Below are 22,939 nucleotides of genomic sequence, written 5' to 3' on the forward strand. Positions count from 1 at the left end.
GAGCGGGGGGACTCGGAGGCCGAGGCCGAGCATCGAGCCGTCCTCCTCGCGGCGACACGTGCGTACGCGGAAGGCGCCCGGCAGCCGGGCACCGCTCCGCCGGTCGCCCGGCTCTGCCGTGCCCCTGGCCGGATACTCTGGCCGGGGCACCCTCTGGAGGACACCATGAGCACCCAGGCCGATCACGGACATGAGCTGATCCCTCGTCCCGAGCGGACACCTGATGCCTTGCGCGCCGCCCTCGCCGTCGTCGCCCCCAGCCGTCTGGAGGAGATGCAGAGCACGAAGGACGACGCCTTTGCCAAGGCAGTCGAGTGGCAGTCCCTGAGTCCAGTACGGAGCTGGGTCCTCACCTGGGCCAGGGACATCGAGATCGCCCGCCGCCCCGATCTGTCCGACCGCCATGCTCATGCGAAGAGCAACCTGGAGCACGACGATCCCGTCCTAGCGCAGGAAGCCCTACGAGAGCTGAGCGCCGTACTGGACGAGGCCATGAAGGCAGTGCGCGAGTGAGCTGGAAGTGGGAGTACGCCTTCGGCGCGGACGTGTGTGCCGCGAGGATGTAACTGCCGACGCGTGTGTGGTCCAGCCGTACCGACGCGACATGCTCCTTGACCGCCTGCGGCCTTCTGCCCCGGCTGCCCGGCGTCCGGCCGCCACCCGCGAAAAACAGATGGACCACCTCAACGGACTGTCCCCGTACCGCACACAAGGGCTCAGTCGGTGTCCGTGAGGCCCGCCGCGTCCAGCAGGTATGCCGTCATCAGGTCGTAGTGCCGGGGGCTCGTTACGTGGTCGTCCATGGGGACGGCCACCTGGACCGTGCCCTCGGACTCGGCGAGGAACAGAGCCGGGTCGTTGCAGTCCGCGTAGCCCACGGAGTCGATGCCCAGCTGGCCCGCGCAGCCCGCCCAGCCGTGGTCGGCGACGACCAGGTCCGGCAGCGGGCGGCCCTCGCTCTCCAGGCCCTTCAGGATCGCGCGCATGGGGTCGCCGGAGTGGGTGTGCCACAGCGTGGCCCCGTGCTCCAGGACCGCGACGTCCGAGAACTGGAAGACGTACCCCTCGTCCGTGCTCAGCCCGTCCGGGATCACGACGATCTCGCAGCCGACGGCGCGCAGGGCGGCGGCGGTGGCGCGGTGCACGTCGAGGAGCCCGCCCGGGTGGCCCGTGGCGAACAGCACCCGCTGCTTGCCCGCCGCCGCCTTGCGCAGCCGGCCCGCCATCCGCTCCAGCGCGTCGACCGTCAGCTCCGGGTCGATGGTGTCCTGGCCGAAGCGGTACTCCGGGTCGTCGCTCACGCCGACCCGCTCGGCCATGACCGCCAGGACGTCCTGCTCGTCGGTCCAGCGGTCGCCGAGCTCCAGGCCCAGCCAGTAGTTGCGCTCGCCGTTCGCCAGCTTGCGGTAATGGGAGAGGTTGTTCTCGCGGGGGGTGGCGACATCCCCCGCGATACGGGTCCGTACGAGGTGGTCAACGAGCTCGGCGCGGCTGGGCGTCCCGGGTATCGGCATGCCCCCCATTCTGCCGGTGCGCTCCGCTGGTCGGCGCCGGTGTATCGAACCGTGGGACATGGGTCACTCGGGGTTTGGGCGGGGGTGGCGGTGATTTCGCGGCGGGACGGGTTTGCGGCCCTCGCGGCCCCTACCCGTCCTGTCCCTTTGGGGGCTGTGCCCCACGTGCTTGCCCGTGTCTCTCGGGCTTCCCGACGGCGGCCATTGCCGCTGCTTGCGGCAATGGCTCCGCCTGGGAGTGCCCCTATTGAGCGGTGTGCATCGTGAAGTTGCAGGTCGCGGGTCTGGTGTGAGTGACGAGTGGGGTACTCGCGCCGGTCGGCGGCCGGTGACCATGGCGTAGATCATCGGGCATGTCCGGTTCCGGCGGATGTGCGGTTCGGCTGCGCCCGTGACCGACCGCTGCCTACGGTCCGTCAGCGGGTCGGCACGCCGCGGAATCGTGGGAGGGTGCGGGAATGCAGGAGCTGGAGTGGATCACGGCTCGCCGGAATGAACTGGACACGCTCGCCGAACGGTTGGCCAAGCAGCTTCAGGAAGTCCAGGTTGAGCGGGACGAACTGGCGATCGCGGAGCGGGTCCTGCGCCGGCTGGCCGAACAGGACCGGGCTGCGCGGGAGGCCGCCGCGACCGTCGCCCCGACGGCGGCCCGGGTGGCGGGGCGGGCGGTGCTGCTCATCCCGCACCGCGGCGAGACGGGCGATGAGGCCGCGCTGCCCGCCGACTACCGCAAGATCCTTGCGATCGTGCGGGCCGCCGACGGGCCGGTGCAGGTCAGGGCGGTCGGCGAGGAGTTGGGCCTTGAGGTGACGGTGCGCGGGAAGCTGGAGCCGCTGCGGGCGAAGATGACCAAGCTCGCTGACCGCGGCTGGCTGCACAAGCGTCCCGACGGCAGGTTCACCGCACGCTCGCAGGCGTAGGGAGGCGGGCGCCGACGGCGCGCAACTGGCGGGCCCCCGGCGGCAGTTGAGTGTGGTGTGAAGAAAAACAACCATCCCGTCGAGGGCCCTGACGGCCTTGTCCACACCGCCCGCCTGCCGCTGTCGAGTGCCACCCTGAACCGGCTCGCCGACCTGATACGCGGCCACTGCAAGAAGATCAGGTCACGGTGGCGGGCCCTGCCCGCCGGGAAGATCGCCACCATCGCGCTCGCGGTACTGCGCTGTGACCAGCGGCCGGGCGACCTGGCCGGCGGCAACGGGATACACCGCACCACCGTGACCCGGTGGGTCAGGGAAGTCGTCGGCCTGCCGGCCGCCCGCGCCCCGCGCCTGGACCGCGCCCTCAAAAAGATCGCCCGCAAGGGTGGCGGGATGGTGCTGCTGGACGGCACGCTGATCCGCACCCGGCGGCGCACCGGCAAAGAGAACCGGAAGAACTACTCCGGCAACAGCAAATGCCATGGCCTGCTCGTCATCGCGCTCACCGACGACCGCGGCCGACTGCTGTGGGTCTCGGCGGCCCGGCCCGGACGGACCTCGGAGATCACCGCCTGCCGACACGACCAGCTCACCGCCCGCCTGCGGGCCGCCGACCTCGGCGCCATCGCCGACCTGGGCTTCGTCGGCCTCGACGACAGCAGTCCCGACGCCGACCCGGCGGTGATCACCGGCTACAAGGCCGCCCGGAACCGGCCCCTGACCCGCGGCCAGAAGCTGTCCAACACCGCACTGGCAGCAGTCCGGGCACCGGAGGAGCACGGCTTCGCCCACCTCAAGAACTGGAGGGTCCTCGGCACGGTACGCACCGACCCCGCCCGGGCGACCGCCCTGGTCCGAGCCTTGCTGGTCCTCACGAACCGCGAAGCTTCCCGGTGACCGACGATCTCCACCGAAGTCACCCGCCAGCGACCAGCACGAGCACCCCGATGCCCACGCACACCAGACCCGTGACCAGCAACTTCAGCTCGCACACCGCTCAATGCTCGTCGCTCACGTCGGTCTTGTAGGGCTGGTGCTCGCTCACGGTACCCAGCCCAACATGCCCATGGCCGCCGACCGGTCGGGATACCGCACCGCCACACGTTCAGGTGACGGCAAATCTCCTATGTACTTTCATTCCGCCCTCTCAGATTCGCGGACCGGTCAGGCCGTTGATGAGTGCGGTCAGCAGCACGGTCATGCGGGGCTCGAAGTCGACGTGTGCCGAGGCCAGTTGAGGCACTCGCTCATACAGGAGCTCCAGGGTCTCCCCAGGGTTCGCGTACTGCCAGAAGGCGGGAGCCAGCGCGGTGGCGGCGGCCACGACCTCGCGTCCGTCCGCCCGAGAGAGGGCGGGCAGCGCCCGGTGGAGGGCATCGGCGAGTTCGTCGACGACCCGGACCGCGGCGCTCTTGTACTCGTGCAGGCAGTCGATCGGAACCTCGCGTTCCAGGGAGACGGCCGCATGGGCTAGGAGGTCGCAGAAGAGTGAGTGCTCCGCGAGGGAGGCGGCGATCGAGCGGGCAAGGCCGTTTGCGTCCAGCGGCCCGGCTCCGGTGAGCTGCTCGGTCAGGTCCCGCGACCACGCCTGCCACGACGCGGTCGCCAGGCGCAGCAGGATCTCCTCGCGCGAGGAGAAATAACCGCGAACGGCTGAGGCGTGCACGCCGGCCCGCTGGGCGATCCCCTTCAGCGTCACCGTTCGGGTTCCGCCCGACTCCGCGAGTTCGGCGGCCGCCTGCAGCAGGTCCCGGGCACGACGCTCCCGATGCTCGGGCGAGCGGGCTCGCTGGAAGGCGGGAGGCTCTGTCGTGTCCATGGAGTCGAGTTTAACGCACTCGGGCTGCGTTGTTAGCGCAACTCAAGTGTGCTAACTTAAGGCAATCGAGTTGCGCAAAGCGCCAACCGTGGACGAGGAGACATCCATGAGCGAGCAGGTCTGGTTCATCACGGGTAGTTCGCGCGGTCTGGGCCGCTCGGTGGCGGAGAAGGCGCTCGCCGCCGGTCACCGGGTCGTCGCCACCGCCCGTCGTACCGAGGCGCTGGACGACCTGGCAGCCAGGTACGGCGACCGGGTGCTGGCGGTCGAGCTGGACGTCACCGACCCGGCGCAGGCCCAGGCCGCGGTCGACACCGCGGTGCGGGCGTTCGGGCGTATCGACATCGTGGTCAACAACGCGGGCTACGCCGACATGACCCCGATCGAGGAGGTCACCCTCGATGCCTTCCGTGCGCAGGTCGACGCCTGCTTCTACGGCACGGTCCATGTGACCAAGGCGGTGCTGCCCGTCTTCCGCAAGCAGAACAGCGGCTACTTCATCCAGGTCACCTCGATCGGCGGCCGGCTGACCGCTCCGGGCCTGGGCGCTTACCAAGCCGCCAAGCACGCGGTCGAAGGGTTCTCCGGCGTCCTGCACAAGGAAGTCTCGCCCCTCGGCATCCGTGTCACGCTCGCGGAGCCGGGCGGCATGCGCACCGACTGGGCCGGTTCCTCGATGGAGATCCCCTCCTTCGACCCCGCCTACGAGCCGACGGTCGGCGCTCAGGCCAAGCACCTGCGCGGCTGGACCGGCACCGAGCCGATCGACCCGGCGAAGGTCGCTCGTGTGTTCCTGGACCTCGCCGACAACCCCGAGCCCCCGCTGCACCTGGTGCTCGGCGGCCACGCCGTCGACTACATCGCCGAAGCCACGGAGCAGCAGGCGGCCGAGGACGCCGAGTGGGCGGAGATCGGACGTTCCGTCGACTTCACCGGCTGAGGGCCGCACCCCGCCCCGGTTCCACCATTCCCGGGCACCGGAGACCCGGCCCCGGCACACGTTAGGAGACAGGCATCATGAACACTGCGCTGGAAGGCAAGGTCGCCCTCGTCACGGGCGCCGGCAGCGGCATCGGAGCGGCGACGGCCCTCCTGCTCGCCGAGCGGGGGGCTGACGTGACCCTCGTCGGACGCCGCAAGGACAAGATCGACGAGGTGGTCACCCGGATCCGTGCGGCCACCGGCCGTGAAGCGCTCGCGGTGGCCGGCGACGTCGCCGTGCCGGACGACCTCGAACAGGCCGTCTCCCGCACCGTCGACCGGTTCGGCGCCCTGCACTACGGCGTCAACAACGCCGGAATGTCCGGCTACTTCGAGCCGCTGCACGAACTCAGCACCGAGAAGTGGAACCGAGTGCTGGGCGTCAACCTGTCCGGCCTGTTCCACGGGATGAAGTACGAGATCCCCGCGATCCTGGCCGCCGGCGGCGGCGCGATCGTCAACGTCTCCAGCGTCTTTGCCGACCGCGGCGGTCCCACGCCCGACTACTCCAGCGCCAAGCACGCGATCCGCGGCCTGACCCGCACGGCGGCCAAGGAGTATGCCTCCCAGGGCATACGTGTCAACGAACTCCAGCCCGGTGTGATCTCCACCGAGATGACCGCGGCCCATCCCGAGGAGGCACAGAAGGTCGCCGACAGCGGGATCCCCATGCGCCGAGTGGGCACCGGTCACGAGGTCGCGACGGCGATCGCCTTCCTGCTCTCGGACGACGCCTCCTACATCACCGGGGCGCACCTTGCGGTGGACGGCGGCTTCCTCGTCTGAGACCCCGGGCGGCCCCCGGGACGGGGACGGTGCCGCTCTCGCCGGCCGGAGCCGGCCGCATCGTCCCGGGCCGCCCGCGAGGCGGCCGACTCCGCCCCTGCTCAGCGCCTGACATGGCAGACGCGGTTCGTGAGTGTCTCGGCAGCCAGCCGCAAGTCGCGCAGACCCGCCTCGGCGGCGATCGTCTGGCCGACCCGGACCGGCTGGGCATCGGCAGCTGGAGCCACGGCGGATTCATGACCGCGTGGGCCGCAGGGCGCGGCGACCGCTTCAACGTGGCGGTCATGTGCGCAGGGATCAGCGACTGGGCGATGCTCGCCGGTACCGGTGACTGGGGAGCGCAGGACAGCGCGCTGGCCGGCGGCTACGGCTGGCAGGGGGCCGACGCAGTGCGAGCACGCGTGGGAGATCCAGGAGGCATACGGCTACCACCTCTACGAGGACCACGCCGCAGGCCGGAAGTTCCGGGCGTTCCTGCACGGGCGGGCCTGGACGGCGCACGCCGAGGGCCCGAAGGCATTGTTCGATCACGCGGTGGGCTGGTTGCGTCGGCATCGGGTGCTGCTGCCCGGGGTGAGTGCGCTGGCCCGGCAGGTCGCCGAGGTTCGGCGGATCGCGGACAAAAGGCTGCACACGACGGTCGCCAAGGCGGCCCGGCGGGCCGATCCGGCTCAGCCCGGGGACCTGGTGGGCGTATCGGGACGGAATGGAGGACCAGATCGGATCGCTCGGCCTGGTTCTGGACGCCGTGGTGCTCTGGACGACGCAGTACATCGACGCCGCCGTCGCCCAGCTCCGCGCCGAGGGGCCACGAGATCCGCGACGAGGACGTCGCCCGCCTGTCCCCGCTCAAGCACCGCAACCTCAACGTCCTGGGCCGCTACAGCTTCAATGCCTCCATCCCTGCCGGCGGGAGCCGGCGGCCGTTGCGCGATCCGCAAGCGGCCGGGCTCGACGACGATGAGAACGGTGGGCAGGACTGACCGGGCGGTGGCTCAGAGGGCGAACTCGACGGGTTCCTTGCCCTGCGTGACGAGGCTCTTCCACAGGTCGCTGGGGTTGCCGGTGGAGGCGTTGCGGAACTCCTCCCAGTACCAGTCGGCGCCCAGGAGCTGCTTGACGCGGGGTACGGCGACTCCGTCGGGCCCGGTGTAGTAGCGGACCTTCTCGATCCTGCCGTCGGTGACCGCCTGATAGATGGCCTTCGCGGTCACGGCCGGGCTGGAGCCGGTGCCCTGCATGCTGAAGAAGCGCTGCATGCCGGACTGGTAGTCCTCGGGAATGTCGCCCGCCTGGTCGATCTTTGTGAAGATGCGTGTGGCGTGGGCGCCCGGGAAGACCGCCTTGACCGAGACGCCGAAGTCGGCCATCTCGACGTTGAGGCCCTCGGAGAAGGCCGCGACCGCGGCCTTGGAGGCGGCGTAGACGGCGGTGTAGGGGTAGCCCTGGTCGGCGCTGATCGAGGAGATGTTGACGATCACGCCGGAACGCTGCTTGCGGAAGTGCGGCAGGAAGGCTTTGGTCAGGGCCATCAGGCCGAAGACGTTGGTCTGGAACTGGTCGTGGATCTGCTCCATCGATGCGGCCTCGACGGGGCCCATGTGGTAGTAGCCGGCGTTGTTCACCAGCGCGTCGATGCCTCCGAACTGGGCGGCAGCCTGTTCGGCGAAGGCAGTGTCGGCGCCCTCGTCGTTGACATCGAGCAGGAGGGTCTTCACGTTCGGCAGGTCGTTGTGGATGGCGAGGTCCGTCTCCTTGCGGACGGTCGCCACGACGTTCCAGCCCTGGGACGCGAACAGGCGGACGCTGTCGCGGCCGAAGCCGGAGGTGGTGCCGGTGATGACAACGGTGCGGTTCATGAGGGGGACTCCTTCGTGACTTTCTGTGCTGGATCGGTAGATGTGCGTCTGCGCTCGGTTTGAAAGGGAGAGCGCAGACGCTTCGCGTCGGCTCCGCAGGTCGCCGTTCGTAAAAGTCCTCTCGAAACAGGCGTGTGGTGCGAGGCACTCCTGAGAGGCTGCCGCCATGGATCTCAGTGCGTTGTGGCGGACCGGATCTTGTTCGAGACGTGCGGTGCGGGGGACCGTCTGGACGGAGGTGCGGGTGCGGCCGCGGGTATGAAAGAACGGGCCCTTTGGTAGTGACGCGGTTACGACACCCAGCACAACCAAGGAAGCCCGTTGCTCGATCGGTTGAGCAGCATCTCTGTGCCTGCGTCCACCGCGGTCATCCCTGCGTGTGCCCGTCCCCGACCCCTGCCGTTGGTCGGACAGGCCCGGTCCACGAACACTGCGGTGCCGCCTCCGACGATGGCACTGCTGCGGGCTATTCGACGTTCTGGTTGGCGGCGACGGCGCGTTCGAGGAGGGCGGGGTCGGCGAGGGTGGCGGGGTGGCGGAGCATGTAGGAGACGTCGTTGAAGGAGCGAGCGACGCTGCCGTCGACGGTGCTTGCGCCGATGACCTGCTGAAGTGCCCAGCGCTGCCGGCGTACGTCGTCGGGGGGCTCGACGCCGGCCAGCGCGTCGAGGCGGGCGCTGTCGCCTCCGGCGGATACCGCCCATGCCGCGTCGACAACCAGTTGCTGCAGGGCGAAGAAGTCGGTGGCGGGCCGGGTGAGGTCAGGGTCGCCGGCGAGGTATGCCGACAGGCAGGAGCCGTGGAGCGCGGCTGAGGACATGCCCTGGCCGTAGACCGGGTTGAAGGAGGCCACCGCGTCGCCGACGACTGCCAGGCGTGCGGGGAAGCGCTCCAGGCCGGTGAAGTGACGCCGCCTGGATTCGGCCTGGTGGTAGGTGACGATGTCGCGGGTGACGGCGCCGGCGGTGGCCTGGGCGAAGACCGGGGGCAGTGCGGCGCAGGCCGCGCGGAAGTCGTCGATGGTCCTGCCGGGCCGGTCGTCTCCGTAGCCCATCAGCATGACGAGCCACTGCTTGTCCTCGACAGCGTTGGCGGCGGCGACGGACACCCCGTCGGGCCCGGCTCCCGGGCTGCAGAGCGCCAGTGCGCAGGGCACGTCGAGGTAGGTGGACTGCACGTCGCGTTCGAACAGGGCGGTGGCGTAGTTGATGGGGCTTTCCAGCCGCTCCAGGGCGGGCTTGTCGTAGCCGTCCTGGCTGATCCACTCCGAGAGCCTGCTGCCGCGTCCCATCGCGTCCACGACGAAGTCGGCCGCCAGGGTGTGCTCGGCGGTGCCGTCGGTGTAGGAGACGGCGCTGACCGCGCCGTCTCGGTACGACAGGCCCGTCGCCCGGCCCCGCACCAGGGAGACGCTGGGCCGGGCCAGGACACGGGCACGGATGCGGGCTTCGAGGAAGGGCCGGCTGCAGGTGAGCAGGTGGTGATCGGCGTGGCTGGGCGCCTGCGGGTGACCGTCGAAGGCGGTGAGTACCCTGCCCGCGCCCGCGTCGGCCAGGACGGCTCCCATGTCGAGTGCTTCCTGGGTGAATCCGGGCAGCCACCGCTCGACCCATCGGTGGCCGGCCGGCAGCAGCGTGTGCACCTGGTGGTCCTGCGGCACACTGGGACGTGACTGGCCTGTGGCCGACAGCTCGTCGCGCTCGATGATGACGACACGGCGTGCGTGGTCGGACAGCACGCGCGCTGCCAGCAGCCCGGCGATGCTGCCGCCGATGACGCAGGCGGTGTCGAGCTTCGGCGTAGAGGCAGCGGGTGGTGCTGCCGCAACGAGTCCGTCGAAGGCGGATATCACAGAGTCGGACATGGGCGAAGTTCCTTAGCGGGACGGCCGTTGCACGGCGTGCAGGGTGAACCAGGAACACGCTAGGGTCCCTCACGTGCCGCGACATTGCACCTGCGTGCCGACGGCGATGGACTTTTGTGCCATCGTGCGTGGACCGGCAGTGGCTCCGCCCACGGCCGACCGCAGGTGTCGGCATAGCGGGGTGAGCCAATCAGGAGGTGGTACGACGCCATGCAGCCCGATGACGGCCCCGGCCGGTTCACCATCGACATCACCGTGCCCTACGCCGATCAGAGCAGGAACGACGTCCTGCTCAGCGAGTGGCAGCGGCAGGCCGGCGGCCTGGTGCCCGCGCCTCCGCTGAGTCTGCCGCGGCGCAGCGAGGGGGCGTACTCGGTGCGTATCAGGCAACGTCCGATCGGGGGCCTGGTGGTGGAGGACCAGTACAGCGACGCTGTCACGGGCAGCACCGGAGGTCCCAACGGCCACCTGGAGGACCGGGTGGTGCTCCACGCGACGTTCCGGGGGAGCTGGCTGTTCACCTCGGCGCGCCGGACGTCGATGGTCGGCGCGGGGCTGCTGTGCGTCCGGCGCAACGACGCGCCGTGGGACTTCGAGGTTCAGCGGGGCACGCGTGCGCTGATGCTGCACGTGCCGGCCCGGGACGTCGATCTGCGTGGTCCCGGCAGGCTCGCCACAGCCGCGCAGGACACGCTGGCTGCCCGGTTGCTCCTGGCCCACCTGCGCACGTGTGCCGACCTGCCGGGCGATCCGGGCCACGCGGCGCGCAACGCGACGGTGGAGTTGCTGAACGGCATGCTGCGGGGTCAGTGCATCGACGACGAGGCATTCTCCCCTGCCCTGGTGGCCGCCGCGAAGGAATGCATTGAGGTCCGGCTGCTCATCGACGCCGATCTGACTCCTCGGGTGATCGCCGCCGCGCTGCACGTATCGGTGCGGACCTTGTACCGTGCCTTCGCCCATGAGGGGACGTCCGTCATGGGCTACGTACGCCGGCGGCGCCTGGAGCGCGCCAGAGCGGAGCTGACCTCGACCTGCTGGACGCTGTCCGAACTCGCCGCACGCTGGCACTTCGGCGACAGCAGCCACTTCATCAGGGCCTATGCCAAGGAGTTCGCCGAGACTCCGTCGGCCACCCGCCGCCGAAGCCTGTTCAGCCGGGGAGGCGAGTGAACTCATTGCGCGGATCGATGATCAGACCGTCCGGACCGACTGTCCTGTGTTCAACTCCGGCTACGGTGATGACAGTGCCGTCTGTCATGCGGGCCGCGCACACCCAGTGAGCGGTGTGCGAGCTGAAGTTGCTGGTCACGGGTCTGGTGTGCGTGGGCATCGGGGTGCTCGTGCTGGTCGCTGGCGGGTGACTTCGGTGGAGATCGTCGGTCACCGGGAAGCTTCGCGGTTCGTGAGGACCAGCAAGGCTCGGACCAGGGCGGTCGCCCGGGCGGGGTCGGTGCGTACCGTGCCGAGGACCCTCCAGTTCTTGAGGTGGGCGAAGCCGTGCTCCTCCGGTGCCCGGACTGCTGCCAGTGCGGTGTTGGACAGCTTCTGGCCGCGGGTCAGGGGCCGGTTCCGGGCGGCCTTGTAGCCGGTGATCACCGCCGGGTCGGCGTCGGGACCGCTGTCGTCGAGGCCGACGAAGCCCAGGTCGGCGATGGCGCCGAGGCCGGCGGCCCGCAGGCGGGCGGTGAGCTGGTCGTGTCGGCAGGCGGTGATCTCCGAGGTCCGTCCGGGCCGGGCCGCCGAGACCCACAGCAGTCGGCCGCGGTCGTCGGTGAGCGCGATGACGAGCAGGCCATGGCATTTGCTGTTGCCGGAGTAGTTCTTCCGGTTCTCTTTGCCGGTGCGCCGCCGGGTGCGGATCAGCGTGCCGTCCAGCAGCACCATCCCGCCACCCTTGCGGGCGATCTTTTTGAGGGCGCGGTCCAGGCGCGGGGCGCGGGCGGCCGGCAGGCCGACGACTTCCCTGACCCACCGGGTCACGGTGGTGCGGTGTATCCCGTTGCCGCCGGCCAGGTCGCCCGGCCGCTGGTCACAGCGCAGTACCGCGAGCGCGATGGTGGCGATCTTCCCGGCGGGCAGGGCCCGCCACCGTGACCTGATCTTCTTGCAGTGGCCGCGTATCAGGTCGGCGAGCCGGTTCAGGGTGGCACTCGACAGCGGCAGGCGGGCGGTGTGGACAAGGCCGTCAGGGCCCTCGACGGGATGGTTGTTTTTCTTCACACCACACTCAACTGCCGCCGGGGGCCCGCCAGTTGCGCGCCGTCGGCGCCCGCCTCCCTACGCCGACGAGCGTGCGGTGAACCTGCCGTCGGGACGCTTGTGCAGCCAGCCGCGGTCAGCGAGCTTGGTCATCTTCGCCCGCAGCGGCTCCAGCTTCCCGCGCACCGTCACCTCAAGGCCCCCGCCGGAACCGGACATGCCCGATGATCTACGCCATGGTCACCGGCCGCCGACCGGCGCGAGTACCCCACTCGTCACTCACACCAGACCCGCGACCTGCAACTTCACGATGCACACCGCTCATTGGGAATCAGGCCTGCGGCGTGCGAGAAGGATTCCCCCGAGCGTGCTCTCCGCTGACGTGAGTGTCCTGTGTGACTCGACGGCGAAACCGGCATCGTTGAGCCAGGTGGTCATTCGGGCGTGCTGCCGACGATGGACATAGACCTTCATCGGGTGGTCGCCATAGCCCCGCGTCTTCAGCTGAGACTCATCACCGACGTGGAAGCCGAGGAGCAGCGGGCCGCCGGGCCGTAGCACTCGGTGGAAGTGTGTGAGGACCGAGCTGATCTCGTCGTCGGGGATGTGGATCAGCGAATACCAGGCGACCAGGCCCGCCATCGAGCCGTCGGCAAGGTCGAGGTCCGTCATGGAGCCGAGTTCGAACCGTAGGCCGGGGTGATCACGCCGGGCCACCTCGATCATCCCGGGCGACAGGTCGATTCCGAACGCGTCCACGCCCAGTTCCCGCAAGTGGGCCGTGATCCTCCCCGACCCGCATCCCACGTCCGCGACCGGCCCTCCGCCACCGGTGCGCACCAGATCGGCGAACAGAGCCAAGAACGCGCGCTCATCAGGTGTTTCGTCCAGGAGGTCGCGCAACTGGTCCGCATAGCTGGCGGCGACGGTGTCGTAGGACGCCCGAGTGTCTTCCAACCAGCCGTTCGTGTTCGGCTCGATTCCCATGACCGCAGGTTATCTACGGCCGCCCGCTGGACGTCTGGCCGCCGGGTGTCTGGCTGCCAGGTGTCTGGCCGCCAGGGGTCCCCGCCCGGGGTGTCCGTGTGGTGAGTTCGGACAGGTGGTGCAGGGAGTTGGTGAGGTGGTCGGGGGCGAACGGCGGGAACTGGATGCCGCGCTCCCGGATGTACTGCGGTACCGCCGACCAGTCGTAGGTGAGCGTGACCTCGGTGTCGGAGGGGCCGTGCGGCGTCAGGTCGTAGCGCCAGAGCCAGCCGCCGAACTCCAGGTCGCCGTCGCCCTTGTCCTGGCCCGTCAGCCAGCCGATGGCGTGCGGTGGGTCGAGTACCTGGACCTTGTTGACCACCTGGTAGTCGCCGTTCGGATGCTTTGCGTGGTGCATGGCCATCCGGAAAATCTGGCCCACCTCGGTCAGCGGCGCCCGGTCGACAGGTTCCTGGACCCAGCCCGTGCCGTCGATCGCCGCATGGGTCGTCGGGTCTGCCAGCACCGCGAAGACCCTCGCGGGGGGCGCGGCGACCGTCAGGGTGGCGCTCACGTTCTCCTGGTGCATGGTGGCCCGCTCCTTGGCGTCCCTTGTCATTGCATGCCTTGTCATTGCATGCCTTGTCGTCTCATGCCGTCTCATGCCCTCTCATCTCGTTCCCCGGGCTGTGCGAAGTGCGGTCGGGGGACGTTCCCACCATGTAGACGACGCGGCGGGGCGAAACTCATCGGACGTGTCGGCGGAAGCGCCAAGGGCTGCTCACGCGTGGCGTAGTGCGAACCACAGGTCCATGCGGACGTCGGGGTCGTCCAGGTCCGTGGACAGCAGCGTCGCGCAGCGGGCCACCCGCTGGCGGACCGTGTTGCGGTGGACGGAGAGGGCGACCGCCGTGCGGTCCCAACTGCCGTGCAGGGAGAGCCAGGTGCGGAGGGTCTCCACGAGGGCGGGGTTCGCCGCGATGGGTGCGAGGACCGTACGGGCGTGGGCGGCGGCCTCGGCCGGGGGGACCAGGCCGGTCAGGCCCGGGTGTTCGCCGTGGCGGACCAGGCGGGCGCGGGTGGCCCTCGCCCGGGACAGGGCACGCGCCGCCTGAGTGTCGGCGGACGCCCACTCGTGCGGGCCGACCGGGGCGCTCGCGCCGCACGTCCAGCCCGGCTGGGCGACGAGTTCGCGGTGGCCCGCGGGCACCAGGACCCGTACGACGTCACCCTCGCCCTCGCCCTCACCGGCCACGTCCACCAGCGCCGAGCCGAGCGCCGCCCCGAGCGCGGACGCGGCGACCGCGTCCGGCGGCGGACCGTCCGGCCGGGCGTGCACCACCACCCATCGTCCGCCGTCGCCGCCACCCAGCAGCGGCGCGACCTCCTCCGGAGCGGCGCCCAGCAGCAGCCGTACGAGCGCCGAGGAGCGGGCCGCGCCCCTGCTGCTCTGGTGCTCCCCGGTGAGGAGGGAGAGCAGCACGGCGCCTACGGACGCGATCGTGTGGTCGCCCGGTTCGCGGCGCGGGGATGCCACGCCCAGCACGAAGCCCTGACCGGTGCCGAGGGCGTACGCGGCGAGGTGGACCCCGGCGGCCGTGTCACTGGCGGAGGAGGGGGTGGGGCCGGTCCCGGAACTGCCCTCGGTGGCCGGGCGCACCACCGCCACCAGCCCGGCCAGTGCCCCGCTCACCTCCGCGCCGGAGCCTGCACCCGAGCCGGAACTCGCACCCACCCCCACCCCCGGCAACCGCCCCGCCGAAGCCACCTCCCCGCCATCCGGGGCGTACAGCGCGGCCCTGCCGCCCACCCGCTGGGCGAGCTGGCGCAGGACTGACGGGACAGGGTCCGGGCGGGCCGCGGCGGCGGCCAGGCTCTGCTGGGCCTCTGTGACGCGGCGCAGTTCCGTGTGCCGGGCCTGGGCCATCAGCTGCCAGACCGCCCGGGCCACGCCCGAGAACGTCGTGCGGGGCGGGACCTCCACCAGCGGCAGCCCGTAGTCGTCGCAGGCCGCCACCAGCGCGCGCGGAACCGTGTCGTGCACCGGCGCCACGCCGAAGCCGAGCGCGGCGCCGCCCGCCGCCACGATTCGGGAGACGTAGTCGTCGAAGTACGTGCCCGAGCCCGCCGCCTCCGGGATGTGCACCCCTGCCGTGAGCAGCAGCTCGCCGCCGAGCAGATACGGGTATGGGTCCGCCATCTCCGAGGTGTGGGCCCAGTGGATCACCGTGGCCGGATCGTGTGGCCCCGCGATCTGGCGCAGGCCGAGGTCCTCCCGGGCCAGCAGTGCGGCGAGAGTGACGGGAGGTGTGGGTGGGACAGCGGGGGCGGAACCGTGAACGGCAGAGTTCGGCATGGTGGACGTTTCCTCCATCCGATCCGGCAGCAGTGGATGAAACGTACACTTCATCGTTCCTTTCCAGCCACCTAGGGTCGTCCCCACCGGAGGCCGCGGGTACGGGCGGATGTCCCCGCGAACAGGCCACGCGAAGACACGAGGCGAAGAAGCCATGGCGATGACGCCATGCGGCGATGCCACGCGCGGTCAGTCACCGGCGAACCCCCAGCACACACCCACCCGCACGACACGCCACCGAACGCGCGAAGAGGAGCCCCCTATGGCCGTCGACTACACCGTGATCGTCGTCTACCTCGTGGGGATGCTCGCCATGGGCTGGTGGGGCATGCGCCGCGCCAGGTCCAAGAGCGATTTCCTGGTCGCGGGGCGGCGGCTCGGCCCGACGATGTACTCCGGCACCATGGCCGCGATCGTCCTCGGCGGCGCCTCCACCATCGGCGGCGTCGGCCTCGGCTACCAGTACGGGCTCTCCGGTGCCTGGATGGTCTTCACCATCGGCCTCGGTCTCCTCGCCCTCTCCGTCTTCTTCTCGGCCCGCATCGCCCGCCTGAAGGTCTACACCGTCTCCGAGATGCTCGACCTGCGGTACGGCGGCCGGGCCGGACTGATCTCGGGCGTCGTCATGTGGGCGTACACCCTCATGCTCGCGGTGACGTCGACCATCGCGTACGCCACGATCTTCGACGTCCTCTTCGACATGAACCGGACCGTCGCGATCATCCTCGGCGGCTCGATCGTCGTCGCGTACTCGACGCTCGGCGGCATGTGGTCGATCACCCTCACCGACATGGTCCAGTTCGTCGTCAAGACCATCGGTGTGCTGCTGCTCCTGCTCCCCATCGCGGTCGTCAAGGCCGGCGGGTTCAGCGAGATGAAGGCCTCGCTGCCCACCGAGTACTTCGACCCGCTGGGCATCGGCGGCGAGACGATCTTCACGTACGTACTGATCTACACGTTCGGCATGCTGATCGGGCAGGACATCTGGCAGCGCGTGTTCACCGCGCGCAGTGACACGACGGCCAAGTGGGGCGGCACGGTCGCGGGCACGTACTGCCTGGTGTACGCGCTCGCCGGTGCCGTCATCGGTACGGCGGCCAAGGTGCTCTACCCGAAGCTGGCCAGCGCGGACGACGCCTTCGCGACCATCGTCAAGGATGAACTGCCCGTCGGTGTAAGGGGGTTGGTCCTTGCCGCCGCCCTCGCCGCCGTGATGTCCACATCCTCCGGAGCCCTTATCGCCTGCGCGACCGTCGCCAACAACGACATCTGGTCGCGGCTGCGCGGAGCCGTGACGAGCGGGAGCGGGAGCGGGACCGAGGACGCGCACGACGAGGTCCGGGGCAACCGTGCCTTCATCCTCATCATGGGCATCGCGGTCATCTGTACGGCGATCGCGCTCAACAACGTCATCGAGGCCCTGACCGTCGCGTACAACCTGCTCGTCGGCGGTCTCCTCGTGCCCATCCTCGGCGGACTGCTCTGGAAGCGCGGCACCGCCCAGGGCGCCCTCGCCGCCGTCGCGGTCGGCGGCCTCGCGGTGATCGGCCTGATGGCCACCTACGGAATCCTCGCGAACGAACCCGTCTACTACGGGCTCCTCGCCTCCCTCGCCGTCTACGTGGTCGTCTCGCTCGTCACCCCCGCGACCGACGCGGCGGTCCTCGCCGCCTGGCGCGAGCGGCTCGCGGGCCGGGGCTCCGAACCCGTGTCCGACCGCGTTCCGGCCCACCAGTAAAGTCGGAGAAGCCGTACATACGCGATGAAGCGTATGAAGAGTGGGAAAGAAGGCATAACCCTATGAGTAGGTACGAGACGCCCCGCGGGCCCGTCGACTCGTCCCGCGTGCCGCGGTACGCGGGGCCGGCGACCTTCGCCCGGCTGCCCCGGCTCGACGAGGTCGGCAGCACCGACGTCGCCGTGGTCGGAGTGCCGTTCGACGCGGGCGTCTCGTACCGGCCCGGGGCCCGCTTCGGCGGCAACGCGATCCGCGAGGCGAGCCGTCTCCTGCGCCCGTACAACCCGGCGCAGGACGCCTCGCCGTTCGCCCTCGCCCAGGTCGCGGACGCCGGTGACATCGCCGCGAACCCGTACAACATCAACGAGGCCGTGGAGACCGTCGAGGGCGCCGCCGACGAACTCCTCGGCACCGGCGCCCGGTTGATGACCCTCGGCGGCGACCACACCATCGCGCTGCCGCTGCTGCGCGCGGTCGCCAAGAAGCACGGGCCGGTGGCTCTCCTCCACTTCGACGCCCATCTCGACACCTGGGACACGTACTTCGGCGCGGAGTACACGCACGGTACGCCGTTCCGCCGGGCCGTCGAGGAGGGGATCCTGGACACGGAGGCCCTCTCCCACGTCGGCATCCGCGGCCCGCTCTACGGCAGGCAGGACCTCACCGCCGACGAGAAGCTCGGCTTCGGCATCGTCACCTCCGCCGACGTCTACCGGCGCGGCGCCGACGAGGTCGCCGACCAGCTGCGCCAGCGCATCGGCGACCGCCCGCTCTACATCTCCATCGACATCGACTGCCTCGACCCGGCCCACGCGCCCGGCACGGGGACGCCCGAGGCGGGCGGCATGACCTCCCGCGAACTCCTGGAGATCCTGCGCGGCCTGGCCTCCTGCCACCTGGTCTCCGCCGACGTCGTCGAGGTCGCCCCCGCGTACGATCACGCCGAGATCACCTCCGTCGCCGCGTCCCACACGGCGTACGAACTCACCACCATCATGTCCCGCCAGATCGCGCAGGCCCGGGCCGAAACCGCGCAGGCGCCCGAGGAGACCGACGCCAAGTGACCCACGACCACGACCTGGTGCTCCGCCCGACCACCGCGCAGACGGAGGCCGCACTCAACCCTCCACCCGGACGCAACGGCGGAGACCTGGTCGTGGAGACCCTCACCGGTCTCGGCGCGACCACCGTCTTCGGCCTGCCCGGCCAGCACGCGCTCGGCATGTTCGACGCGCTGCGCCGCTCCGACCTCGCCTACGTCGGCCTGCGGGTCGAGAACAACGCAGGGTTCGCGGCCGACGCGTACGGCCGGATCACCGGCGAGGCCGCTCCGCTGCTGCTCTCGACGGGCCCCGGCGCGCTCACCTCGCTGGCCGCGCTCCAGGAGGCGGCCGCGGCATCGGCCCCCGTTCTCGCCATCAGCAGCCAGATCCCGACCGCGGGGCTCGGCGGCGGCCGGCACGGCCATCTGCACGAACTCCCGGACCAGCAGGCCTCGTTCAGGGGCGTCGTGAAGTCCGTCCACACCGTCCGTACGCAGTCGCAGATCCCGTCCGCGATCGCCGAGGCCTGGGAGTCGGCACTGACCGCCCCGCACGGTCCGGTGTGGGTGGAGATCCCACAGGACGTGCTGCTCGCCGAGACGTCCCTGCCCGTCGTCACCGCCGTGGACGCCGCGCCCCACGACCTCCCGCCCCGCCCCGAACTGACCGCCGTGGCAGCCCACTTGCTCTCGAAGGCGGCCCGCCCCGCGATCATCGCGGGCGGCGGAGTCGTACGGGCCGACGCGTCCGGCAAGCTGCGACAGCTCGCCGAACGGCTCAACGCGCCGGTCGTCACCACCTTCGGCGGCAAGGGTGCCTTCCCCTGGAACCACCCGCTCTCCCTCCAGTCCTGGCTGGAGGACCGGCACATCACGGACTTCCTGGAGGACGCCGACGTCCTGCTCGTCGTCGGCTCGGGGCTCGGCGAACTCTCCTCGAACTACTACACGTTCAAGCCGCGCGGCCGGGTCATCCAGATCGAGGCCGACCTCGGCAAACTGGAGTCCAACCACCCGGCCCTCGGCATCCACGCGGACGCCCGCCTCGCCCTGTCGGCGCTCCTCGAAACCGTGCCCGAAGGGACTGTTCCCGTACGGGACGACGCGGTGGCCGCCGACCGCGTACGGGCCGTGCTCGGTCTCGTCCGTGAGCGCATCGACTCCCAGGAACTCACCCTGGAACAGCGGGTGTTGGCAGCCGTCCGCGAGGCCCTGCCCGACCGGTCGGCCAGCTTCTGGGACATGACGATCCTCGCCTACTGGGCCTGGTCCGCCTTCGACGCCCGCCGGCCGAACACCATGCACTCGGCCCAGGGCGCGGGCGGTCTCGGTTACGCCTTCCCGGCGGCGATCGGCGGCGCGGTGGCCGACCCGACCCACCCCGTCCTCGCGGTCTCCGGCGACGGCGGCGCGCTGTACTCCATCGCCGAACTGGCCACCGCAAGGCAGCACAACCTCGACGTGACCTGGCTCATCGTCGACGACGGCGGCTACGGCATCCTGCGCGAGTACATGACCGACGCCTTCGGCCAGTCCACGGCGACGGAACTGTCCCGCCCGGACTACGTGGCGCTCGCGGAGTCCTTCGGCGTCCCCGGTGTACGGACCACCCCGGACACCCTCGCCGACGACCTCGCCAAGTCCCTTGCCACGCCCGGCCCTTCGGTGGTCGTGCTGCCGGTACTGCTGCGGATGTTCGCGCCGACGCATCTGGACGCGCCGACGCATCTGGACTGAGGCCAACGGCCCGCTCACGTGGAGGGTTTGCCGCCCCGTGGCGCCCAGGTCAGTCCCAGAGGGAGATCGCCAGGGCCAGGGCGGCGACCGGGATCAGCAGCCACGGCTCGGCCAGGACCAGGAGCCCGGTGAAGATCAGGGCGAAGTACGCCAGTGCCTTGGCGGAGTGCCGCTTGGCTCTGTTCTTCTTCGTGCCCTTGTTCTTCGTCGCGGTTGCGGTGGTGGGGTTCATGTCGATGTCCGTCATGGCACTCAGCCTCGTCGCGAGAGCACCGCCCTCGCGTCGGCGAAGCCCGCCTACCTGGGTGATGACCACCGACGCGTACGTAGTGCCGGCACGGTGCGGCTAGCGAATGTCGGGCAGGTCCCGCAGTTGCCTGCGTGAGGTGAGCCCGAGCTTGCGGAAGATGTTGCGCAGGTGTGCGTCGACCGTCCGCGGGCTGAGGAACAGCTTCGCCGCCACCTCCTTGGACGTGGCGCCGTCGGCGACCAGGCGTGCGATGTGCACCTCCTGCATCGTCAGCCGGTCCGACGCCTTCGACGTACGGCTGCGGGCCTGCTCGCCCGTGGCGCGCAACTCGCCGACGGCGCGCTCGGCGAACGCCTCCATACCGAGGTCGGACAGCGACTCGTGCGCCAGCCGCAGCGCGGACCGGGCGTCACGCCGTCGGCCCTGGCGGCGCAGCCACTCCCCGTACAGCAGATGTGCCCGGGCGCGGTAGACGACCAGCGCGCTGTCGTCGAGCAGGCCGATCGCCTCCTGGTAGGCGGACTCGTCCTCGGTCACCAGGGCTCGCGCGTAGGCCTCGACGCCAAGACCCCACACGTGCCGGCCCGCCCTCGTTCGCTCTCGGAGGGACGCGAGGGCCTCGGCGGCGACCTCGGTCTCGCCGCACCGCACGGCCGCCTCGACCAGCTCGGGCAGGGCAAGGCCCGCCGTGCCGACGGCGCCGTACTCGACCGCCTGCTTCGCCGCCTTCAGCGCGGCCGGGTAGTCGGCCAGGCCGTTGCTGAGCACGGCCGTCGCCCACTGCACGCTGAGGCTCATCCGGGGATCCACCGACGCGAACAGTTCGACGGCGTCCTCGCGCCGCCCGCGCAACGCGGCCAGGTGGAGGCGCGGGTAGACCAGCGGTGCCGCGCCGGTGGCGTCGGCGATCGCCTCCTCCTCGGAGATCAGCTCCATCGCGGCACCGAAGTCGCCCGCGTGGACGGTCGCGGCGGCCTGCATGGCCAACCCGATGGGCAGCGCGTGGAAGGAGCCCGACTCACGGCCCGCCGCGACCGCGCGGGTGGCGATGCCGGACAGGGCGCCGAAGTCCCACAGCTCGACAGCCATCATGAAGCCCAGTGACGGCCGCCTGGCCCACACCTCGTCGTCGAGGTCGCCCAGGACCGGCCGCAGGATGTCCCCCGCCGCCCGGTGCCCGCGGCTGACCAGGCTGATCAGGCCGGTCAGGACCGTGTCCGCGCTGGAGGCCGGCTCGCCCGACGGCGGGGCCTGCCCGGCGGCCTCCACCACGTGGTCGAGGCCGCCGATGAGGAGGCCCATCTCGATGGCGTCCAGGTAGCACTCCCTCGACCAGGGAGGATCGATGGCCGCCAGCCGGGCGGCAGCACGCAGGAGGTGTGCCGTGGGGCCTTCGTCGCCCCGGCGGCGGACGAACGACAGCCTGCCGCGCAGCAGGTCGGCCCGGGCGGCCTGGCTCGGATCGTCCGTCGGGACGGTGGTGAGCAGGTCCGCCGCCTCGTCGAAGTCCCCCACCGAGAGCTTGGCCCAGGCCGCGGCGAGCGCGCGCTCGACACGGAGGTCCTGGTCGATCGTGAGCGCGGCCGAGCGTTCGAGGAAGGCCGCCGCCGCCGCGACACCGCCGCGTTCCCTGGCGCGGGTGGCGGAGGCTTCGAGCTCGGCGGCCACCTGCTCGTCCGGTCCGGCGCTGGCCTCGGCGCGATGCCAGGCCCGCCGGTCGGGGTCGGCGACCGGGTCGGTCACGGCGGCCAGCGCCTCGTGCGCCCTGCGCCGCTCCTCCGGCGCCGCGGCGCGGTAGGCGGCCGAGCGGGCCAGGGGGTGGCTGAACCGGATCCGGGTGCCGAACTCGACCAGCGGGACGGACTCGACCAGCGGGACGGACTCCGCGGCGGCAGCCGCGTCGATGCCCAGGAGTTCGGCCGCACGCCACAGCAGGCCGGGGTCGCCGATCGGGTCGGCGGCGGCGACGGTCACCAGCAGCCGGGCCGCCGGCGGCAGGAGCTCCAGCCGGGACCTGAAGCTCTGCTCGATCACGCCGGGTACCGAGTCGGGCTGGGCGAATCCGCCCGCCATCCCGGCGCGTCCGGCGGTCCTGGAAAGCTCCACCAGTGCGAGGGGGTTGCCGCGCGCCTCGGCCAGGATGCGGTCGCGTACCCGCTCGTCCAACGGGGCGCGGATCGCCGCGGCCAGCAACGCGCGGGCATCCGCTTCGCCAAGACCCTGAAGCGAATGGCCGGGCAGCTCGGGCAGGCGGCTCGGCTCGCGCGCCGCGAACACGAGGGCGATCGACTCGGCCGAGACCCGGCGGGCCAGGAAGGCCAGCGCCTTGGCCGACGCCTGGTCCAGCCACTGTGCGTCGTCGACGACGCACAGGAGCGGGCGTTCCCCCACGGTCTCCACCAGGAGGCCCAGCGACGCGATGCCGACCAGGAACGGATCGGGTGTGCCGGTGTCGAGGCCGAAAGCGATCTCCAGCGCCTTGCGGTGCGGTGCGGGCAACGCCCTCAGCCGACCGGTGACGGGCGCGAGCAACTGGTGCAGCGCGGCGAACGGCAGCTCCATCTCGAACTCCGCGCCCGACGCCCGCATGACGAGGAATCCGGTCGCGGCCCTGTCCAGATGGCGCAGCAGCGCGCTCTTGCCGATGCCCGGCTCACCGCGCAGGACCAGGGCGCCGCCCCGGCCCTCCCGTGCCGCTTGGAGGAGGGCGTCGAGCCGGCGTATCTCGTCCTGACGGCCGATCAGCACATCCGTGAATCTCTCGGGCACGTCCGACAACCTATGCGGTCGTGCGTCGCAGGGGAATCCGGGAAAGACCCCAGTCGCCCGGGCGGTCTCCCCGAGATCGCCCAGGGGCCACCCGCAGGGAGGCGTGTAGGCGATGACCACCGACGCGAACGGCTGT

At 70.9% G+C, this 22,939-nt stretch carries 21 protein-coding genes and 2 pseudogenes; 11 read left to right on the plus strand and 12 right to left on the minus strand.

All coding sequences use genetic code 11. The features are described from left to right. Window positions 1-165 precede the first annotated feature (165 nt). Window positions 166-513: a hypothetical protein gene (locus OHA11_RS30235; protein WP_266501858.1), complete on the plus strand. Its 348-nt coding sequence runs from the start codon at window positions 166-168 to the stop codon at window positions 511-513. A 203-nt stretch (window positions 514-716) separates the two neighbouring features. On the opposite strand, the gene OHA11_RS30240 is transcribed toward OHA11_RS30235, so the two are convergent. Further along, window positions 717-1,514 (minus strand): phosphatase, encoded by a 798-nt coding sequence (locus tag OHA11_RS30240; RefSeq protein WP_266501860.1) that lies wholly within the window; start codon window positions 1,512-1,514, stop codon window positions 717-719. A 458-nt stretch (window positions 1,515-1,972) separates the two neighbouring features. Here OHA11_RS30240 and OHA11_RS30245 point away from each other — a divergent pair, with 458 nt between their 5' ends. Both OHA11_RS30245 and OHA11_RS30250 read left to right on the plus strand, forming a co-directional pair. After that, entirely contained in the window at window positions 1,973-2,434 is a 462-nt protein-coding gene (locus OHA11_RS30245; RefSeq protein WP_266501863.1) for a hypothetical protein, read from the plus strand. Between the two features lie 57 nt (window positions 2,435-2,491). Next, window positions 2,492-3,331 carry a transposase family protein gene (locus OHA11_RS30250; protein WP_266501866.1) on the plus strand — a complete coding sequence of 280 codons (840 nt, stop codon included), beginning with the start codon at window positions 2,492-2,494 and terminating at the stop codon, window positions 3,329-3,331. 250 nt (window positions 3,332-3,581) lie between these two features. Here the strand turns inward: OHA11_RS30250 and OHA11_RS30255 are convergent, their stop codons facing one another. Beyond that, window positions 3,582-4,253 carry a TetR/AcrR family transcriptional regulator gene (locus tag OHA11_RS30255; protein ID WP_266501868.1) on the minus strand — a complete coding sequence of 224 codons (672 nt, stop codon included), beginning with the start codon at window positions 4,251-4,253 and terminating at the stop codon, window positions 3,582-3,584. A 106-nt stretch (window positions 4,254-4,359) separates the two neighbouring features. Here OHA11_RS30255 and OHA11_RS30260 point away from each other — a divergent pair, with 106 nt between their 5' ends. Both OHA11_RS30260 and OHA11_RS30265 read left to right on the plus strand, forming a co-directional pair. After that, window positions 4,360-5,193 carry an SDR family NAD(P)-dependent oxidoreductase gene (locus OHA11_RS30260; RefSeq protein WP_266501871.1) on the plus strand — a complete coding sequence of 278 codons (834 nt, stop codon included), beginning with the start codon at window positions 4,360-4,362 and terminating at the stop codon, window positions 5,191-5,193. A gap of 77 nt (window positions 5,194-5,270) precedes the next feature. Continuing rightward, the gene (locus tag OHA11_RS30265) at window positions 5,271-6,020 is read left to right on the plus strand and encodes an SDR family NAD(P)-dependent oxidoreductase (RefSeq protein WP_266501873.1); all 750 of its coding nucleotides are present in this window, start codon (window positions 5,271-5,273) and stop codon (window positions 6,018-6,020) included. Between the two features lie 101 nt (window positions 6,021-6,121). Here the strand turns inward: OHA11_RS30265 and OHA11_RS30270 are convergent, their stop codons facing one another. Beyond that, on the minus strand, window positions 6,122-6,247 hold the full coding sequence (locus OHA11_RS30270; protein WP_266501875.1) for a hypothetical protein: 126 nt from the start codon (window positions 6,245-6,247) through the stop codon (window positions 6,122-6,124). Between the two features lie 166 nt (window positions 6,248-6,413). Here OHA11_RS30270 and OHA11_RS48575 point away from each other — a divergent pair. Together OHA11_RS48575 and OHA11_RS30280 are read left to right on the plus strand one after the other, a co-directional pair. Beyond that, window positions 6,414-6,710 (plus strand): annotated as a pseudogene (locus OHA11_RS48575) (DUF4158 domain-containing protein); the annotation flags it as partial. A 4-nt stretch (window positions 6,711-6,714) separates the two neighbouring features. Then, a pseudogene (locus tag OHA11_RS30280) lies at window positions 6,715-7,003 on the plus strand (Tn3 family transposase); the annotation flags it as partial. Window positions 7,004-7,015: 12 nt separating this feature from the next. Here the strand turns inward: OHA11_RS30280 and OHA11_RS30285 are convergent. Beyond that, window positions 7,016-7,879 (minus strand): SDR family NAD(P)-dependent oxidoreductase, encoded by an 864-nt coding sequence (locus OHA11_RS30285; protein ID WP_266501879.1) that lies wholly within the window; start codon window positions 7,877-7,879, stop codon window positions 7,016-7,018. Window positions 7,880-8,345: 466 nt separating this feature from the next. Beyond that, a complete protein-coding gene (locus OHA11_RS30290; RefSeq protein WP_266501881.1) occupies window positions 8,346-9,743 on the minus strand; it encodes an NAD(P)/FAD-dependent oxidoreductase in 1,398 nt (465 codons plus the stop codon). Window positions 9,744-9,953: 210 nt separating this feature from the next. Between OHA11_RS30290 and OHA11_RS30295 the strand changes: the two genes are divergently transcribed. After that, window positions 9,954-10,916 (plus strand): AraC family transcriptional regulator, encoded by a 963-nt coding sequence (locus OHA11_RS30295; RefSeq protein WP_266501883.1) that lies wholly within the window; start codon window positions 9,954-9,956, stop codon window positions 10,914-10,916. 210 nt (window positions 10,917-11,126) lie between these two features. Here OHA11_RS30295 and OHA11_RS30300 read toward each other — a convergent pair whose 3' ends face one another. The 5 genes from OHA11_RS30300 to OHA11_RS30320 form a co-directional block, all read right to left on the minus strand. Continuing rightward, entirely contained in the window at window positions 11,127-11,966 is an 840-nt protein-coding gene (locus OHA11_RS30300; protein ID WP_266501886.1) for a transposase family protein, read from the minus strand. Between the two features lie 57 nt (window positions 11,967-12,023). Beyond that, window positions 12,024-12,164, minus strand: a complete 141-nt coding sequence (locus OHA11_RS30305) for a hypothetical protein (protein WP_266501889.1) — start codon at window positions 12,162-12,164, stop codon at window positions 12,024-12,026. 102 nt (window positions 12,165-12,266) lie between these two features. Continuing rightward, on the minus strand, window positions 12,267-12,932 hold the full coding sequence (locus OHA11_RS30310) for a class I SAM-dependent methyltransferase (protein WP_266501891.1): 666 nt from the start codon (window positions 12,930-12,932) through the stop codon (window positions 12,267-12,269). A gap of 13 nt (window positions 12,933-12,945) precedes the next feature. Next, on the minus strand, window positions 12,946-13,500 hold the full coding sequence (locus tag OHA11_RS30315; protein WP_266501894.1) for an SRPBCC family protein: 555 nt from the start codon (window positions 13,498-13,500) through the stop codon (window positions 12,946-12,948). Between the two features lie 192 nt (window positions 13,501-13,692). Then, window positions 13,693-15,285 carry a PucR family transcriptional regulator gene (locus OHA11_RS30320; RefSeq protein WP_266507574.1) on the minus strand — a complete coding sequence of 531 codons (1,593 nt, stop codon included), beginning with the start codon at window positions 15,283-15,285 and terminating at the stop codon, window positions 13,693-13,695. Between the two features lie 244 nt (window positions 15,286-15,529). Here OHA11_RS30320 and OHA11_RS30325 point away from each other — a divergent pair, with 244 nt between their 5' ends. The 3 genes from OHA11_RS30325 (at window position 15,530) to OHA11_RS30335 (ending at window position 19,784) form a co-directional block, all read left to right on the plus strand. Next, entirely contained in the window at window positions 15,530-17,005 is a 1,476-nt protein-coding gene (locus OHA11_RS30325) for a sodium:solute symporter (protein WP_266501896.1), read from the plus strand. 62 nt (window positions 17,006-17,067) lie between these two features. Then, window positions 17,068-18,069: an agmatinase gene (gene speB, locus OHA11_RS30330; RefSeq protein WP_266501899.1), complete on the plus strand. Its 1,002-nt coding sequence runs from the start codon at window positions 17,068-17,070 to the stop codon at window positions 18,067-18,069. Beyond that, a complete protein-coding gene (locus OHA11_RS30335) occupies window positions 18,066-19,784 on the plus strand; it encodes a thiamine pyrophosphate-binding protein (RefSeq protein ID WP_266501901.1) in 1,719 nt (572 codons plus the stop codon). The genes speB and OHA11_RS30335 overlap by 4 nt, the downstream gene beginning before the upstream one ends. 49 nt (window positions 19,785-19,833) lie before the next feature. Here OHA11_RS30335 and OHA11_RS30340 read toward each other — a convergent pair whose 3' ends face one another. Both OHA11_RS30340 and OHA11_RS30345 read right to left on the minus strand, forming a co-directional pair. After that, on the minus strand, window positions 19,834-20,031 hold the full coding sequence (locus OHA11_RS30340) for a hypothetical protein (RefSeq protein ID WP_266501904.1): 198 nt from the start codon (window positions 20,029-20,031) through the stop codon (window positions 19,834-19,836). Between the two features lie 99 nt (window positions 20,032-20,130). Beyond that, window positions 20,131-22,803 (minus strand): LuxR family transcriptional regulator, encoded by a 2,673-nt coding sequence (locus OHA11_RS30345; protein WP_266501906.1) that lies wholly within the window; start codon window positions 22,801-22,803, stop codon window positions 20,131-20,133. Window positions 22,804-22,939 lie beyond the last annotated feature (136 nt).

Source organism: Streptomyces sp. NBC_00878 (assembly GCF_026341515.1).
Classification (GTDB): Bacteria; Actinomycetota; Actinomycetes; order Streptomycetales; family Streptomycetaceae; genus Streptomyces.